The 16,791-nt window shown below is 54.6% G+C and carries 14 protein-coding genes; 4 read left to right on the top strand and 10 right to left on the bottom strand.

The features are described from left to right. Position 1: 1 nt before the first annotated feature. From HAP95_RS10655 to ppk2, 3 genes are all read right to left on the bottom strand, one after another. A complete protein-coding gene (locus HAP95_RS10655) occupies positions 2–967 on the bottom strand; it encodes a magnesium and cobalt transport protein CorA (RefSeq protein ID WP_215884200.1) in 966 nt (321 codons plus the stop codon). Positions 968–1,091: 124 nt separating this feature from the next. After that, on the bottom strand, positions 1,092–2,573 hold the full coding sequence (locus HAP95_RS10650; protein ID WP_215884199.1) for an MFS transporter: 1,482 nt from the start codon (positions 2,571–2,573) through the stop codon (positions 1,092–1,094). Between the two features lie 24 nt (positions 2,574–2,597). Next, a complete protein-coding gene (gene ppk2, locus HAP95_RS10645) occupies positions 2,598–3,776 on the bottom strand; it encodes a polyphosphate kinase 2 (protein WP_215884198.1) in 1,179 nt (392 codons plus the stop codon). A gap of 201 nt (positions 3,777–3,977) precedes the next feature. Here ppk2 and ispH point away from each other — a divergent pair, with 201 nt between their 5' ends. Next, positions 3,978–4,952: a 4-hydroxy-3-methylbut-2-enyl diphosphate reductase gene (ispH, locus tag HAP95_RS10640; RefSeq protein ID WP_215884197.1), complete on the top strand. Its 975-nt coding sequence runs from the start codon at positions 3,978–3,980 to the stop codon at positions 4,950–4,952. Here ispH and HAP95_RS10635 read toward each other — a convergent pair. The 6 genes from HAP95_RS10635 to HAP95_RS10610 form a co-directional block, all read right to left on the bottom strand. Further along, entirely contained in the window at positions 4,949–6,478 is a 1,530-nt protein-coding gene (locus HAP95_RS10635) for a DNA recombination protein RmuC (protein ID WP_226832724.1), read from the bottom strand. The genes ispH and HAP95_RS10635 overlap by 4 nt on opposite strands. A gap of 72 nt (positions 6,479–6,550) precedes the next feature. Then, on the bottom strand, positions 6,551–7,006 hold the full coding sequence (mscL, locus tag HAP95_RS10630) for a large conductance mechanosensitive channel protein MscL (protein ID WP_215884196.1): 456 nt from the start codon (positions 7,004–7,006) through the stop codon (positions 6,551–6,553). Between the two features lie 167 nt (positions 7,007–7,173). Then, a complete protein-coding gene (locus HAP95_RS10625; RefSeq protein ID WP_226832723.1) occupies positions 7,174–7,692 on the bottom strand; it encodes a hypothetical protein in 519 nt (172 codons plus the stop codon). Positions 7,693–7,849: 157 nt separating this feature from the next. Beyond that, positions 7,850–10,942: an efflux RND transporter permease subunit gene (locus tag HAP95_RS10620; protein ID WP_215884195.1), complete on the bottom strand. Its 3,093-nt coding sequence runs from the start codon at positions 10,940–10,942 to the stop codon at positions 7,850–7,852. Continuing rightward, on the bottom strand, positions 10,939–12,054 hold the full coding sequence (locus tag HAP95_RS10615) for an efflux RND transporter periplasmic adaptor subunit (protein WP_215884194.1): 1,116 nt from the start codon (positions 12,052–12,054) through the stop codon (positions 10,939–10,941). The genes HAP95_RS10620 and HAP95_RS10615 overlap by 4 nt, the downstream gene beginning before the upstream one ends. Beyond that, positions 12,051–13,481 (bottom strand): TolC family protein, encoded by a 1,431-nt coding sequence (locus tag HAP95_RS10610; protein ID WP_215884193.1) that lies wholly within the window; start codon positions 13,479–13,481, stop codon positions 12,051–12,053. Before HAP95_RS10610 ends, HAP95_RS10615 begins: the two co-directional genes overlap by 4 nt. Positions 13,482–13,697: 216 nt before the next feature. Between HAP95_RS10610 and HAP95_RS10605 the strand changes: the two genes are divergently transcribed. The 3 genes from HAP95_RS10605 (at position 13,698) to HAP95_RS10595 (ending at position 16,374) form a co-directional block, all read left to right on the top strand. Continuing rightward, entirely contained in the window at positions 13,698–14,243 is a 546-nt protein-coding gene (locus HAP95_RS10605) for a Spy/CpxP family protein refolding chaperone (protein WP_215884192.1), read from the top strand. A gap of 1 nt (position 14,244) precedes the next feature. After that, positions 14,245–14,982, top strand: coding sequence for a response regulator (locus tag HAP95_RS10600; protein WP_215884191.1), 738 nt, complete (start codon positions 14,245–14,247; stop codon positions 14,980–14,982). Positions 14,983–15,102: 120 nt separating this feature from the next. Next, a complete protein-coding gene (locus tag HAP95_RS10595; protein ID WP_215884190.1) occupies positions 15,103–16,374 on the top strand; it encodes an ATP-binding protein in 1,272 nt (423 codons plus the stop codon). Between the two features lie 10 nt (positions 16,375–16,384). Here HAP95_RS10595 and HAP95_RS10590 read toward each other — a convergent pair whose 3' ends face one another. Next, entirely contained in the window at positions 16,385–16,720 is a 336-nt protein-coding gene (locus tag HAP95_RS10590; RefSeq protein WP_215884189.1) for a hypothetical protein, read from the bottom strand. Positions 16,721–16,791 lie beyond the last annotated feature (71 nt).

Below are 16,791 nucleotides of genomic sequence, written 5' to 3'. Positions count from 1 at the left end.
ACTAAATCCAGCCGGCTTTCTTGAAGCGACGGTAGAGGTAATAGGATGATCCGGCCATGACGGTCAGGGCCATGGGGTATCCGAACTTCCAGTGAAGTTCTGGCATGTACTCAAAGTTCATGCCCCAGATGCCCGTAAAAATGGTAATCAGCACCAGAATGGCACCCCAGCCCGCCAGCTTTTTGTTGACCTCGCCGTGGTCGATGGCAATCAGGGAAAGATTGACCTGAATCGCGGTGGAGATGGTGTCACGGATAGTGTCCAGTTGGCTGTTGAGCAACATGATATGATCATGAACATCCCGGAAGTAGTTTTCTGCGCCATCTATCTGGGCGGGGACCCGTCCGCCAAACAGTTTGCTGAAGCCGTCTGCCAGAGGGAGTAACGCATGGCGTAACACATTGCTTTTATATTTAAAATCATACAGGCGCTCCATGTTCTGGCGTGCTTCCTGATTGTGAAACATCACGGTTTCCAGTTGTTCCAGTTCATCATCCAGCATATCCACTACCGGGAAAAACAGGTCGACAATGGCGTCGGACAGGGCATAAAGCACATAAGCAGAGCCGTATTTGAGCAGATGCGGCTCGCGTTCGGCCCGGGCACGGACGCCCAGCAGGGTTTGTTCACAATCCTGACGGACGGAAAGCACAAAATTGCTGCCGACAAAAATATTGATCTGGCCCATATGCAGATCTTTGCCGTGGTAGGCCGGGGCCTGAAGTATGACGAAGAGATGTTCGTCGTACTCTTCCACTTTAGGCCTTTGCAAGCCATTAAATACATCTTCCACGGCTAGTTCATGCAAATTGAACTGCTTTTGCAGAAGGCGCAGTTCTGGTTCTGTAGCATCTTGCAGGGCGACCCAAACAAAGTTTTGGGCTTGCTGCAAGTGTTGAGGAATGTCCTCCAGGGTGCTGTCTGCGACCTTATGTCCATCGTTATATACCACACAGTTGACCAGCATATTTCAGACTCCTTTGCGGATGTTGCGGTCGCCTACCCCATAAACGGTTCCGCCGGAAACGCCAACAGCCATTTCCGGCGGAGAAACAGGGTCCGCAAGCTGCGCGGACCCACAAGCAAACCCCTCAGACTTGAGGTTGCACGCGCGCCTCTTCAATTTTTTCGAGGCTACCACGGGTTTCGACCTGGAAAACCCAAGTCAATATGGCCCCCAGTATTGACGTGCCCACCAGAATGATCAACAAGATTTGGGTACCAATGGTGTGGAGCAGGATGGGGAACAAAAAGGCTGTCATGACCGCACCAATTTTGGCGAAAGAAGCCGCAAATCCGGCACCATAGCCGCGAATGGAGGTCGGAAATACTTCACCGGCCAGCAGATAAGTCTGGGCGTTGGGGCCGAGATTGGTCATGAAATTGAAAAGCATGAATCCGGCAAAAAGCAGAATGGTTTTGTCACCATCCGGCAAGTTCAAAGAAATGGCAGCCAGACCCAGACCGACAGCACAGCCGATAAAACCGATGATTTGCAACTTGATGCGGCCGGTCCCTTCCACAAAGAAAATAGCGGCAAGCACCCCCAGAATCAACAGCACATCGAGCAGGGCGGTACCTTTGGCAGAGAGCATCACATTTTGTGCCAGGTCAGCAACGCTATGCACATCCCTGGAAGCACCCAGGGTGGTGGCCAGAATGATCGGGGTAAAAATGCCGATACCGTAAGTACCTAAGTCCTGAATAAACCAGGGGATGGCGGCGAGGAAAGTAGCGCGCCGATTTTTGTTGTTGAAAAGCACAGCAGGACTGACTTTTTGGTGCTGGTGGGCGTGTTCCCTGTTTAGGACCACTTCTTTGGGATATTGGGGAACCCGCTTGAGCAGGCGGCGGGTTTCTTTTTCCGCTTCTTCCATACGTCCCTTGCTAGCCAGCCAGTGGGGGCTGTCGGTGATAAAAAACCGGCCGACAATCACCAAAATGGCCGGGATAATCGCTGCAGCGTACATCCAGCGCCAGGCATCCACTTCGGGATAAACATCGAGAATGATAATGCCCAGACCGGCACCGACAATTGCGCCTACAGCCTGGAAGGCAAAGGCACCAAGAACCAGGCCGCCGCGTCCCTTGCTGGGAACCGCTTCAGAAATGACCAGATGGGCAGTGGGGTAGTCACAACCCAAAGCCAGCCCAATCCCAAAGAGGCAAATTACCATCCAGAGATAGCTGGGGCTCAGGGTGAGACCGATGAGAAACAACACAAAAATCATCATTTCTGCAATGAACATGCGTTTACGCCCGAATATATCGGACAGTCCACCCAGCATGGTGGCTCCAATCAGGATACCGAAAAGTGCCACGGCAGTGACTACACCTTTTTGGGCGGCCTGCAGGGTAAAGTCCCGGACGATGAGGGGTAAGGCAATACCCGTCATGAAAATCACCAGGCCCTCAAAAAACTTACCGGCCACGGCAAGGCTCCAGATCCGCCATTGCATGGCCGTCATGGGTGTACCCTTGAGAGACGTGCCATCGGGCCAGGCAGGTGTTTCGTCAATATATTGCTGGATACTTTTCCCCGAAGGCGGGGTGTGAATTTTTTCTGTGCTCACGGTCAAGTGCTCCTTGGAGTGGATTTAGCCAGCGGATTCCGGTGAATTGTTGCCGTTAAAGGGATTGAGTTCTTGAGAATTGGTCTCGCCATACATGACGTGGGCGCGGCTGACCACCAGTCCGTCGACGGGACCAATGGCATGGAGGTCCTTATTGTCGTAGGGAATGACCTGGAGCAGATGCCGCAAGGCATTTAGTCGAGCCCGTTTTTTGTCATTGGATTTGACCACAGTCCACGGCGCATAAGCCGTATCTGTATGGAAAAACATGGTTTCCTTGGCACGGGTATAATCTTCCCAGCGATCCAGGGAGGCGAGATCCATGGGAGATAGCTTCCACTGCTTGAGGGGATGCACTTTGCGCTCTTCAAAACGCCGGTGTTGCTCGTCACGAGTCACTGAAAACCATAACTTGACGAGATGAATACCGCTGTAAATGAGATGTCGCTCAAATTCCGGAACCTGGCGCATGAACTCCTGATAATCGGCTTCATTGCAGAAACCCATTACCCGCTCGACGCCCGCACGGTTGTACCAGGAGCGATCGAAAAACACCATTTCGCCAGCGGTAGGCAGTTGTTCCACATAACGTTGGAAGTACCACTGTCCCTTTTCTCTTTCAGAAGGTTTGTCCAGCGCAACCACTCTGGCACCACGCGGATTGAGATGTTCCATGAAGCGCTTGATGGTGCCGCCCTTGCCCGCCGCATCCCGCCCTTCAAAGATGACGACAACTTTCTGACCGCTGGATTTCACCCAGGCCTGTAACTTGAGTAGCTCTACCTGCAAGCCATACTTACCGTGTTCATAGTCCCGGCGCGTCATCCGGAATTTGTAGGGATAACCGCCGGTACGCCAGTCGTCATTGAGGGCATCATCCGTGTTTGCGACGTACTTGCCCGGATGGATGGCTCCGCTCTCGTGCAGATGCTCCAGATCTTCCGGGCTGACATCAGAATGAATCACCTGAATGGCGGCATCCATAGACTGGGCGGCCTGGGGATGACTGTTTACATAGTCGGTGACGATGGCACTTTGCTGCGCCTGGGCTGCTTCTACGGCTTCATGGATGACGAAATCACGAATGCCTTCAGGACTTAAATCCGGGGCAATATCTCCCGAGCTGGTGAGACTATGCGCGTTGCTGTCTGTAGAGATTGGTTGCTCCCGCAGATTTTGCGCGGGTTTGGAGCTTTCTGCCATGATGTCTCCCGAGAACTGGTTGATATTCCGGTGGAATCATATCAGGTGAATATGACACTTTTATGACAATCAGCTAAAGTTGCTGAAGCCAGATAAAATTCCGGCGAGGTGAATTTGGGCCTGGGCTGGGCGCTTTCGTTTGGGTTGACAGCGCCAGCGGCAGGATGGACCATTCCCTTAAATCTTTTAGAGAGCTTCGATATGGAAATTTTGTTAGCCAATCCACGTGGTTTTTGCGCTGGCGTCAATCGCGCCATTCAAATTGTGGACCGCGCTCTGGAGCTTTTCGGGGCACCGATTTATGTGCGGCATGAAGTCGTGCATAACCGCCATGTTGTCGAGGACCTGCGTGCCCGTGGGGCGATATTTGTGGAGGAACTGGACGAGGTTCCCGATGCCGCAACGGTCATTTTCAGTGCGCATGGGGTCCCCATTGCGGTACGTCAGCATGCGGCTGCCCGAGGACTGAGTGTCTTTGACGCGACTTGCCCGTTGGTCACCAAGGTCCATATGGAGGTCAAGAAATACAGTCGGGACGGGATGGAAATGGTGCTGATTGGTCATGCCGGGCATCCGGAAGTTGAAGGCACCATGGGGCAGGTGGAAGAAGGAATGATGTATCTGGTCTCCAATGTCACTGATGTGGCCAGTCTGACTCCGCGCAACCCGGAAAAGCTGGCTTATATTACCCAGACAACCCTGAGTATGGATGATACTGCCGAGGTGATTCAGGCCCTGCGTGTGCGTTTTCCACACATTCAGGGCCCCAAAAAAGATGACATTTGTTATGCCACTCAAAATCGTCAGGATGCCGTCAAAACGCTGGCTCCCGAGGTGGATATTTTGCTGGTGGTCGGGGCTCCCAACAGTTCCAACTCCAGCCGTCTGGCCGAGCTGGGCGGAAGGCTGGATACACCAACGCATCTGATTGAAGATTCGAGCCAATTGCGTAGGGAATGGTTTGCTGATGTCGGCAAAATCGGGATTAGTGCCGGTGCGTCGGCACCGGAAAGTCTGGTGAAAGGTATTATCGACCAGTTACAGGAATGGGGCGCCACTGCACCGCAGGAAACAGCGGGGGTTGAAGAAAAAGTCATTTTCAGCCTGCCTTTGGCGCTCGTGCAGGCGCAATCCCGTCGGCAGGATGCCGGGCAAGCGACCGGCGACTCCGTCTAATCGATAGAGTCGGGCAGCTTTTCGCCGATCAGTTCGTCTGCCTGTAATTGACGCGGATTGAGTTCTACCGGTTCTGAGACTGCTAATTCCTTGTCGTCTGCAATAGCCTTGAGGTCCCGGAACTTCCTGGCGGAACTGAGAACACGACCTTCCAGTGAGCCGGTGGCCTTGTTATACGCATCAACTGCCTGTCCCAGATTTTTTCCTACCCTGCTCCAGTGTCCGGCGAGCGTATGAAGACGATCATAAAGTTCTTTGCCCAACTCACTGATTGCTCTGGCATTTTCAGCCAGAGACTCCTGCCGCCATCCGTATGAAACTGCTCGCAGCAGAGCAATGAGGGTGGTTGGGCTGGCAACAATGACTTTTTGTTCGACGCCAAATTCAATTAGCGCAGGATCGGCCTGGAGCGCCGCGCTGAAAAATACTTCTCCGGGGACAAAAAGCACCACGAACTCAGGGGTGGGCTGAAATTGTTCCCAATAGGATTTTTTGCTGAGTTGGGTCATGTGCGTGCGCAGTTCTTGGGCATGCTTGAGCAGGAACTGCTGACGTTTTTGCTCATCCTCGCTTTCCATGGCTTCCAGGTAGGCGTTAAGGGGCGCCTTGGCATCTACAATCAGGCGTTTGCCTCCGGGCAGTCGGACAACCAGATCGGGGCGTTGCTGCCCGGTTTCCGTCTGCACGCTTTCCTGTTCGGCAAAATCACAGTAGGCCAGCATTCCTGCCATTTCCACGACGCGTTTGAGCTGCATTTCGCCCCAGCGTCCTCGCGCGGCAGGTTGACGCAGTGCCTTTACCAAAGCAGCTGTTTCCTGATGCAGACGGGGCAGATGGTCCTGAACGAGGCCACGCAGTTGTTCATTTAAAGCGCCATAAGCATCAATACGGGTTTTTTCCATGGCATCCATGCGCTGGCCCACTTTTTCCATGGATTCACGAATGGGTTCGATGAGTTGTCCTGCTGCTTTCTGGCGGACATCCCAGTCAGTTTTGGCGTTTTCCTGAAAGCGTTCGAGGTTTTCCCTGGCGAGATCCAGAAAAGATTGATTATTGCGGCGCAGGGCGTCGGCAGAGAGGGACTGGAAAGTTTCGGTGAGGCGCTGCCGGGCTTCTTCCAGCAACGTCAGTTTCTCGTTACTGCGCAGGCGCTCCTGTTCCAGGCGTTCCTGTAATTCTGCCTGCTGCCCGCGCATCTGGTTGAGATTAAGCTGTAACTGATTGGTTTCATCCTGAGCATTTTTGAGTGCGTCATTCAGTAAAGGAATCTGTCGGTTTTCCGTTTCTGCCCGGACCCGGCTTTCATTTTGTTTCAGCAGCTCGGATTGATGCGCCTGAATTTGGGCACGCAGTTCGCTGATAAGTTGTTCCTGACGTGCCTGGAAAGCTGCTGCCTCGTCCTGCTGGCGACCTAAGTTTTGCCGACTCAAAAAAAACAGAATACCCAGTCCGAGCAATAGCCCGACCAGGAAAACCAGAAAAAGCTCCCAGATCACATGATCCATCCCGTGTACATAATGAGTCATGAGCATACGGCAACTACGCAGGAAAGGCGAAGGGGCTCTCAGTGAGCGGGCTTCGCCAAAGTTATTACCTGATCAGGATTCCAGTTGGGAGGTGCAACTGGGGCAACGCGTAGCCGCCAAAGGGATGGACGAATAGCAATAGGGGCAGCTTTTTGTGGAAGCCGGTGCAACAGGTTTTGGGTAGAGTTTGTTGATGACGCGGACAATGGAAAAAATGACCAGAGCAATGATGAAAAAGCTGATCAGTGAAATGATGAACAGGCCATAATTAAGAGTGACTGCGCCTGCTTTTTTTGCCGCTGCGAGGGTCAGGTAAGGACCGGCAGTGCTGCCTTCTTTCAGAATGACGTACAAGTTGGAAAAATCGACCTTGTCGAGCAACAAGCCGATGGGCGGCATGATGATATTGCCCACCAGTGACGTGACAATAGCGGAAAAGGCTGTACCAATGACAAAAGCGACGGCCAGATCAATCACATTCCCACGCTGCAGAAATGTTTTAAAATCTCCTATAAAACCCTTGAACATGGTTTCTCCCTTTTTGAGTTATGGGTAGGTAAATCTTCTAGTTAATTGTAAAGTCAGTATTTTCTACTGAAATTTATCTTACCCAATTTTTCTGGTGATGCATATAATGATTCATCTTCAAAAAAGTATTTGGCGTGGATTGTTTGCAGCCACTTGGATCCGAGTTTTTATTGCACACAAAACTGATTCACCTGTTTTTTCTCCTGATCCATTTGCTGATGTCCTGAGGCCTGGGTGCAGGCAGTACTGCCATCTTCGCAGGTCATGGCCCAGCTTTGGGCCAAATCGAAAAAGTGTGCGGCATGCCCTGCGGGTTCCGCGTAGGGGCTATGGGTGAACAAAGGGCGCAGAGCATGAAAATATTGGCTTTCCTCGTTGGCCCATTGGGCAACCGCCTGCCAGCAGGCGGACTGGGCATTGATCGGCATTTGGGCACAGCCGATAGCATTATTACGGGCGTGAAGGAGTGCCTGTTGCCAGTTGGGACAAAACTGCCGTTCTGCAGTAGCACGTTGGCCAGCAATGGCTGCCAGGTGCTGTTCGGCCAGTTTGGCTTTTTGTTGCGCGAGTTGGGCGCTTTGCGTGGCGGCACTATTCGTCTGATGGTTGGACTCGGAGGTGGATACAGTAGCGCAGCCTGCCAGACTGGCAAGGGCAAGTAATAACAGGATTTTTGCAGGCATCATGGACTCTCTATTCTGCGGATAGCTGCTCGCTATATATCACAATTCGGTGATAATGCAGAACTTATCCATTCAGATGCCATTCCGAAACAGGGTCGCATCGCCTACGGCGCAGGCCAAAGTCGCTGCAAAGCTTCCCGGCCAACCGCCGTTTTGAGGTTTATGGGTGATCCCCGGAAATCGCCGGGCTGCTCTGTGCCGGCCGAGGCTGGCGTCGCCAGCGTCCTTTCCAGTTTTCAAAGAGCACATAAAAAGCGGGAGTGATATAAAGGGTCAAAAATTGTGAAACAACAATGCCCCCGGCTACCGCAACACCCAGTGGAACCCGCGATTCTGCACCAGCGCCGATGCCGATGGCGATAGGCAAAATGCCCAATACCGCCGCAAGGTTGGTCATCATGATCGGGCGGAAACGAGTAATGCAGGCATCGACAATGGCATCTTCTGCACTGGCACCCTCGCGCCGCCGATGGACGGCAAAATCCACCATGATAATGCCATTTTTCTTGACCAGACCCACGAGCATGATAATGCCCACAAAGCTGAACAAATCCAGTTCCTGATGGAATATCCACAAAGCCAGCAGCGCGCCGAAACCTGCCAGTGGCAAGGCGGTCAGAATGGTCAACGGGTGGATGAAGTCTTCGTAGAGAATGGCCAGAATCGCATAAATCAGGGCGATGGTGGCAAGAAGCAGCAAGGGCAGCGTGTTCGTGGATTGAGAAAAGGCCGCTGCCGAGCCGCCAAACTCACCCTGCACGTTGGCGGGAAGAATTTGTGCGGCAGCTTTTTGCACCCGTTGGGTGGCCTCTCCCAGGGAGACACCGGGGGCCAGGTTGAAGGAAATGGTGACACTGGGCAGGCCATCATAATGACTGATGCTCAAGGGCCCTACGCCATAGGCAAAATGGGCAATGGCTGCCAAGGGTACCAGGCCGGCAGTACCGGGAATGGTAATCGCCGAAAGGGCACCCAGGTTTTCCTGAAACTTTCGCTCCAGATCCAGAATGACCTCGTACTGGTTGGTGGAGGCATAAATGGTTCCGACCTGGGTGCCGCCGAAGGCAAAGTTGAGGGCTTGCTCAATGCCCTGAGGCGTTACTCCGAGGGCCTGGGCACGTTGGTGCAATACATGGACCTCGATTTCGGGATTGGCTAGTTGCAGATCACTATTGACGGCCTGGAGTCCCGGCACTTTGCGCAGGGCTTTTACCAATTTGGGGACTGCCTCGTTGAGACTGTCCTGGTCCTCGCTCTGGAGAATGTATTGATAGTGAGACTGCGACGACACCGGCCCCATCTGAATGGCTGGAGGCAACTGGAAGCTGGCCTCCACGCCATTAAAGTGACTGACAATTTGGCGTAACTGGGTGATGACCTGCTCTCCGGAAGCTCTTTGCCCCAGCGGTTTCAGACGGATGATCAGGCGTCCGGTATTGGCGGACCCAAAAGCACCCGCTCCCTGTCCGGCGCTGGACATGACCGCCTGTACGGCCTTGTTGTCACCTACGGCCGTGGCGATACGTTGCTGGGTATCTTCCAGTTGACTGAAGGAAATACCCTGAGGGTACTCCAGGTTGCCCATGATCATGCCGCTATCTTCGCTGGGAATGAACCCTTTGGGCAGAATGACGAATAGACCGATCATGCCCAGCAGGCTGAGCAGCGCAGCCATATACACCCAGCCGCGATGCCGCAGGGTTGTGCGCAAACTGCGTCCATACCAGTTGCGCAGCCGCGCAAAGCCCGACTCAAAGCGGCTGGGACTATGATGTTTTACCCGCAAATAACGGGCGCAGAGCATGGGGGTCAAAGTCAGCGAGACCAGTCCTGACATGAGGATGACGATGGCTATCGTGACCCCGAACTCCCGAAACAAACGACCAATAATGCCGCCCATAACCAGAAAGGGCAGGAACACGACGGCCAGAGACAGGGTCATGGAAATGACGGTAAAACCAATTTCCCGGCTGCCGGTAATGGCCGCCTGGAAAGGTTCTTCACCATTTTCTTCGTGGCGGGTGATGTTTTCGAGCATGACCACGGCGTCATCCACCACAAATCCGACGGCCAAAGTCAGGGCCAGCAGAGTCAGGGTGTTCAGGGTGTAGCCCAGCTCGTAGATAATGGCGAAGGTGGCCAAAATAGAAGTTGGAATGGCTACTGCCCCAATCAGCGTGGGGCTACCCCGGCGCAGGAACAGCCAGAGCACGCCAGCTACCAGCAGGGAAGCCAGAAGCAAGGTGATTTCCACTTCTTCCACGGCGGAGCGGATATAGTCTGCTTTGTCATAAACCACGGTCATTTTCGCCCCGCCGGGCAGGCTGGCAGCAAGCGTCGGCAGACGCTTGCCGATAGCATCAGAAATGGCGACCGTATCGGCGTCGGGCTGGCGGACGACCGCCAGAATCAGGGCGCGCTGGTCGCCAATCCAGCTGGCAATCTGGTCATTATCAACCCCATTGCGCACCTGAGCGATGTCGGAAAGGGGGACTACAGCGCCGTTGGCAAAAGTTACGGGCATGTTGGCAAAAGCCTGGGCGTCCTGTAACTGACCATGAACATTCACCGCGTAATTACGGACGGCGCCCAGAACCGTTCCCTGGGGTAAATTCACATTGTGATTGTTGATGGCCGTGCTGAGATCCTGCAGGGAAATACCATGCGCCTGCATTGCAAATGGATTGGCATGAATGCGTACGGCGTAATTCTGCTCACCAAATATTTGCACCTGTGCTACCCCGGGAATACCGGAAATGGCTGGCACCACCTTATCTACTGCGTACTCATTGAGCTTGTAGATAGGCATGTTGGGTGCGGAAAGAGCGATGAATTCGATGGGGGCCGCAGAAGGATTCAGTTGTTTGACAAAAGGTAGACTGGTCATGCCGGGTGGCAACAGATGACTGGCCTGAGTGACGGCATTGGATACATTCTGGGTGGCTACGTCGATATTCTGGCTGAGATCAAACTGCAGAATGATGCGTGTGGAGCCCTGATTGTTGACGGAACTCATCGAAGACAGCCCGGGGATGGAAGAAAACTGTTTTTCGAGAGGCGTGGCGACGGCGCTGGCCATGGTCTGAGGGCTGGCGCCAGGCAAACTGGCCGAGACCATGACGGTTGGGAAATCGACGCTGGGCAGGAGGGCGACTGGCAGATTGGTAAAGGCAAAAATGCCGTAAATCACCAACCCGAGGATGATGACAACGGTCATCACCGGGCGCCGGATGAATAACGCGGAGAAATTCACGATAGCTTACCTGAATGCTGCCCGGTGGAGTGCTTGGCCTCACCTACTTGTACGGCGGCACCGGGATAAAGTCGGGCCGGCAGCGGGAAAATGACCTGGGTATGGGTCGTAATGCCGCTGATCACCGCCTTCGCTCCCGTTTCCCAGAGAACCTGAATGGCCTTGTCTGTTGCTTTGCCCTGTTCGACGGTATAAACGAAAGGACCGGAACTACCCTGTTGCACAGCCCCTACGGGCAGCACCAGAGCATTGGCGATGTGCTGGACAGGCATTTGCACCAGCACGTACTGACCCGGCCAGAGTTTATGGTCGGTATTGGGCACCGTGACCTGCAAGCTGACCGTGGCGGTGCTGGCACTGACGGTGTTATCAATAAAAGTCAGCTTGCCTTGAGCCAGAAGCGTCCCACCTTTTTCGTCCTGAATGGGCAGGTTGGTGTTTTGGGTTTGTGCCTGTCTGGCGGCCCCCAGTTGTGCTTGAGGAACACTGAAGTTGATGGTGATGAGGTTGATTTCATTGATGGTGGTTAATTGGGTTTGATTGGCGACCACCAGATTCCCGGCTTTGACCAGCGCCAAGCCGATGCGACCATTGATAGGCGCGGTAATCCTGGTGTAAGACAGATTAATCCGAGCCTGCTGCACAGCGGCTTGATCCTCGGCCACCTGAGCTGCCGCCGCCTGAGCCTGGGAAACCGCCTGGTCAAAGCTCTGGCGGGTAATAAAATCTTTTTCCGCCAGGGGGCGATCCTGATCAACCAGGTTGCGGTTGTAGCGGGCAGTAGCCTGATCGGCAGCCAGTTTGGCCTGAGCCTGGGCAAGCGCCGCCTGGGTTTGGGCCGGGTCAATGGTAAACAGGGTTTGACCCTTGCTGACCATGGCGCCCTGCGTGAAAGAGATATTTTGTAGCAGCCCCGAAGTCTGGGGAATGACGGTGACAGTCTGGATAGGGGTCACGGTTCCAAGATAGCCGACGTAGTGCGTCATATTCTCCTGGGTCGGGCTGGTCAGTTGTACCTGAAGTGGGGGCATTTCATGTCGGGCTTTGCTCTGACACCCCGTCAGGCCCAATGTAACAGCGGTCAGGAGGAAAATAAGTGGATAACGAATCACGGTTTTTGTGCTCCCAAAGGCATGCCCACAGCCTGGCTGAGTTGTGCCAGTGCCACGTAACTGCTGACCAGATTTTGAATGAGGGTGTAACGCGCCTGCGCCAGAGTGGATTCTGCCAGTAACACATCCTGGATGGTGGCTTGCCCAACACGATATTGTGCCTGTACTACTTCCAGGGCTTTGTCGGCGTTCTGCAGGCCACTGCGAGCTCCTGGCCATGCTGCTGTCGCACCCTGAAAATTATGATAATCCTGCCAGACCGTACTTTCGGTGCTATTACGACTGCTGGCAAGATTGGCTTCAGCCTGATCCCGCAATGCCTCGTTCTGGCGAACCTGGTAGTGGTTATTAAAGCCCGTAAACAATGGAACCGTCAGAGTAAAGCCAACGGTCCAGGTGTCGCCGGGTTGAAAGCCACCCTGAAACAGGTAGCCATAAGAACTGCTGGCCCCCAGAGTGGGCAAGCCACTGGCTTCTGCACTCCGCACATTGGCCTGGGCCGCAGCCACCTGGGCTCGCGCTTCCTGCAAGGCCGGGTTGGCGCTCAGTGCAGATTGCATCAGGGTTTCTGCCGCATCGTGCAGTTGCGGGGGTGTTTGAGTGAGTTGCAGCGCGTGAATTTTAAGCAGGGTTTTGGGGCTCAGGCCGAGGGTGCTGGCCAGTACCCCCTGGCTGCTCAGCAAGGTCTGCTGTTGGGCGGCAAGGGTGGATTGTGACTGAGCCATGGCCGCCCGCGCCTGATACAGGGCCCCTACTGTCGCCTGACCGGCGCGGTGCATGACTTCTGCGGCTTCCAGGTTTTTCTGATTTTCGGCAACGGTTTTTTCATCGGCAAGCAGCAGGGACTGGTTGCCGAGCACCTGATAATAGGCTTGGGCCACGCTGAAAGCCACAGATTGGATTTCCTGATTCTGGGTGAAACCAGCTACCCATTCCTGGGCTTTTGCCGCATCGGTTTTGGCGGAGCGCAGGCCAAAATCCCAGAGAGTGTAACTGAGGGTTAAATTGGGATTGACGCTGTTACGCGCAGGTACGGTAAAACCCGCCGTAGAAGCCGACTGGCGACGTGAAGCCGAAGTGCTGAGGGTTAAAGTCGGTAACCAGGCGCTCTCTGCCACACCCACCCCGGCTGCTTCGGCACGCAGGGAATCCCAGGCGGCCGCTGTTTGCGGATTGTGGGCAAGGGCATAGGCGGTAAGTTGGGGCAGGCTCCAGACCTGGTCCTGTTCAGCCGGGCCAAGCGTATGGGCATCGGGTATGGTCGGCAGTTTGCTGGGGCCGGTCCATGGCTGTCCGGGTTGCTGGCTGATTCCGCCATCGGTAGCAAAGGGATCTGCCAACCAGCCCATCACCCCGGCATCCGCCTGAGTCAGTCCGGTGACCGCCAGCAAGACGCCAGTGACAGCGCTTAGCACTTTATGGGGCACGCTCAAGCTCCTCATTCGTGGAGCCTGCATTCTCCTGAAAAAGCGCTAGGGAGGGAAGCAGATTTTTGTGCAAAATTGTTGCAAAGTGTGAATGGATTCGGTGTCTTATTCACAATTATTGACAATTTGTCGCTGGCAACAGAGGAGTCAAGTCGTTAACGTGTGTTCCACGGAAAGGGACGAACCTTTTCCCCCTGAGAGACGAGGAGCAATACGATGTCGAAACTGAAATATGCAGTATCCGGTTTGATGATTGCCGCATTTAGTATGGCTGCTTTGCCGGCATTTGCCGAAGAGGCACCCCCGCCGCCTATGGCCGGACATGGCCCGAGGGGACCGGAGATGATGAATGGTCATCACGGACCATGGCAGCACGGTCCCATGCGTGGTCCCTGGATGCAGAATATGCCCGTTCCCATGTTGATGCCTATTGTCTGGCGCCATGCGATTGACCTGAAATTGACCCCGGCACAGGAGAGCGACCTGAAAAATTGGCGGAATACCCAGCGTAAGGATTTTCCGGCCTGGCGTCAGGGCATGATGGCGCACAACAAGGCGCTGCGCGATGCTCTCCTCAACGGTGAATCCGGTGCCGCGCTGGCACCGCTGAAAGCGGCTGTGGTCAAGGATCATGAAATGATGCTGGATCGGGGTATTGAGCAGGTTCAGTATCTTCATAAAATCCTGACCCCGGTGCAGTGGCAGACCGTCGTGAAGATGGCGGAGCACAAGGGCCATCGTCCAGGACCCTGGGGTAAATAAAATGGCTGAGAACGGCAAGATACTGCTGGTCGATGATGATCCCAGAGTGCGGACCATGCTGGTCCGCTATTTGGAAGGGCAGGGTTTTGCCGTTCAGGCAGTGGGGTCCGGGGTACAGATGGACCGACATCTGGAGCGGGAATATTACGATTTGTTGCTTCTGGATGTCATGATGCCCGGCGAAGATGGTTTCAGCATTTGTCGCCGCCTGCGTGTGCAGGAACCCCAGCTGCCAATTATCATGCTCACGGCACGGGGCGACCTCAGTGACCGGGTAGAGGGGCTGGATGTGGGTGCCGATGATTATTTGCCCAAGCCTTTTGAACCCCGTGAGTTGACGGCTCGTATTCGGGCGGTGTTGCGGCGTAGTCAGGAAATCCGGACGGTGGATCCGGCGCCTGGAGCCATAGAATTCGGCCCCTTTCGTCTGGCTCTGGACACGCGCAGCTTGTGGCGGGGAGCGGAAAAAATCTCCCTGACCGATAGCGAGTTTTCCATTTTACATGCCCTCGCCAGTCACGCCTGGCAACCCTTGTCCAGAGAGCGTCTGCTGGCTATGAGTCATGGGAGTGAAGAAGTCACTGCGGGATCGCGGGGAGTCGATGTGTTTATTTCCCGGTTGCGGCGCATTGTGGAAACAGATCCGGGTGATCCGCGTTATATACAAACTGTGTGGGGACGCGGCTATGTGCTGGTGCCCGATGGTGGAAATGCCTCTGCGGCGCGGGATGAGTCCTAGCACCGTTCAGGTAACGGTTTGACGAGGGCATTTTGGGCAAGGCCGGGACGGTGCTTCTCCGACATCGCGCTCTGTTGGTTCAGAATGTCCTCGTCAAAAAGCTCATTGGGTGGAAGGATCATGAAAAAAAATCAATTCTGGTGGCCGGATACCCTGTTTAACCGGATGTTTTTGATTATTGCCGGATTGCTCTTTCTGAGTCAGTTGGCAGTTTACTGGTTTTTTAATATTTATCAGGCTAATCCTCAGGCCGAGCACATGGCTCAGAATTGGGCGCAGATTCTGACCCTCAGCGAAACCCTCAGTCCTGCTCAGCGGGCCGCCATTCAGCCGATTTTGTCCCGGCAAGGTTTGCAGGTGTTGCCTGCCAGCGGGATGCGTGGACGCAATCCCAGTATTCCGCCCTTGGTCAATGCCCTGCAGCAACTCCGGCAGATGGGCTGGCCGGATGCCCTGTTACGTTTTGATCCGCGCTCCGGGACCTTGTGGTTGCAGACGCATCCCGGTGCGGCTCTGGCCCTGGCCATGCCGATGCCGCGTCCGGCAGGTTTACCTCTGCCCTGGTTCAAGCTCGCCGCTATTTTGCTCTTGTCCTGGTTGGGCGCGTATTTGGTTGTACGCCAGGTTACCCGCCCCCTGACACGTTTGATGCAGGGCGTAGATCGCTTGCGCAGTGGCGATACTCTGGGGGATTTGCCGGAAGCAGGGCCTGCGGATTTGCGGCGTTTGGCGGAAAGATTCAATCAGACCCTGCGAGACCTGCAGCGTTTGTGGCGAGAGCGGGAAATGGTTCTGGTGGGAGTTTCCCATGATTTGCGGACGCCTCTGACGCGGATGCGTTTAAGCGCGGAGTTTCTGCCAGCTGAGGAAGAAGCCCGGCAGGAAATCATCGACAATATTCAGGAAATGGACAAAGTCATCCATCAATTCATGGGATATGCGCGCAGCGGCGAACGCGAGCTGCTGGTGGATACCGATATTGGGATCTGGTTGCAGCAACTGGTATTGCGTCAGCAGGCCGAAGTGCGCTGGCATCCTTCGTCTACTACCTTACCGAAATTGGCCATCCAGGAGGTCGGTTTGGCGCGGGCTCTGCAAAATCTGATTGATAATGCCCAGGTGCATGGCGTGGGACCCGTAGATATTTACGCCGAAAAAGTCGGCCAACAGATGCTGATTCGGGTGCGGGATCATGGTTCAGGGATTGCCGAATCCCAGTTGCAAAGTGTGCGTGCCCCTTTCGCCCAGGCGGGTAAGGGTGGTGGGATTGGTCTGGGCCTGGCCATTGTCGAACGGGTCATGGCCTACCATAACGGTCAGTTGAATTTGTACAATGCCCCTGATGGCGGCCTGGTGGCCGAACTGGTCCTGCCCTTGCGTCAGCCTTACTAAAGCGATCCGTTCAGGGTGCCGGTTTTTGCGCCGGGCACAACTTGCGGAGATTGGCTTCGGCGGAAGGGCTGAGATCGTGCCAGGCAATATTGCCGCATTTGCCACTGAGGGGGCCTTGCAGAGAGCCTTCCTGAGAAATGGTTTTTCCCACCGGAAAGTCGGCCACTGACACCGTAGATACTGTCGGTGCCGCGAGTTTCACTGCGGCGGCCGCTTCAGCCGCTTTTTGGGTCTGTCGGACCGATTGGTTATGCTGCCAAAAGAAAAAAGCCAGCACAGCGATCAGCAGCACAACAATGACCACGATCAGCCAGCGCCAGCTTTGGGATGATTGCTCTTGTTTCATTGCTTCGGTCCCTCTCGGTGTTCAGCAGACTAACTGTAGCAAGGCATCGACTATTTTGCCAAAGTTGCGGC

This window comes from Acidithiobacillus sulfurivorans (assembly GCF_018853815.1).
GTDB classification, from domain to species: Bacteria; Pseudomonadota; Gammaproteobacteria; order Acidithiobacillales; family Acidithiobacillaceae; genus Acidithiobacillus; species Acidithiobacillus sulfurivorans.
This window is presented reverse-complemented; position numbering and strand designations above follow the sequence as displayed.

Bases quoted from the DNA above. Each gene is read 5' to 3' on its own strand.
- HAP95_RS10600 (WP_215884191.1), top strand. From the start codon at position 14,245: ATGGCTGAGAACGGCAAGATACTGCTGGTCGATGATGATCCCAGAGTG.
- ispH (WP_215884197.1), top strand. From the start codon at position 3,978: ATGGAAATTTTGTTAGCCAATCCACGTGGTTTTTGCGCTGGCGTCAAT.
- mscL (WP_215884196.1), bottom strand. From the start codon at position 7,006: ATGTTCAAGGGTTTTATAGGAGATTTTAAAACATTTCTGCAGCGTGGG.
- HAP95_RS10605 (WP_215884192.1), top strand. From the start codon at position 13,698: ATGTCGAAACTGAAATATGCAGTATCCGGTTTGATGATTGCCGCATTT.
- ppk2 (WP_215884198.1), bottom strand. From the start codon at position 3,776: ATGGCAGAAAGCTCCAAACCCGCGCAAAATCTGCGGGAGCAACCAATC.
- HAP95_RS10655 (WP_215884200.1), bottom strand. From the start codon at position 967: ATGCTGGTCAACTGTGTGGTATATAACGATGGACATAAGGTCGCAGAC.
- HAP95_RS10595 (WP_215884190.1), top strand. From the start codon at position 15,103: ATGAAAAAAAATCAATTCTGGTGGCCGGATACCCTGTTTAACCGGATG.
- HAP95_RS10625 (WP_226832723.1), bottom strand. From the start codon at position 7,692: ATGATGCCTGCAAAAATCCTGTTATTACTTGCCCTTGCCAGTCTGGCA.
- HAP95_RS10590 (WP_215884189.1), bottom strand. From the start codon at position 16,720: ATGAAACAAGAGCAATCATCCCAAAGCTGGCGCTGGCTGATCGTGGTC.
- HAP95_RS10635 (WP_226832724.1), bottom strand. From the start codon at position 6,478: ATGACTCATTATGTACACGGGATGGATCATGTGATCTGGGAGCTTTTT.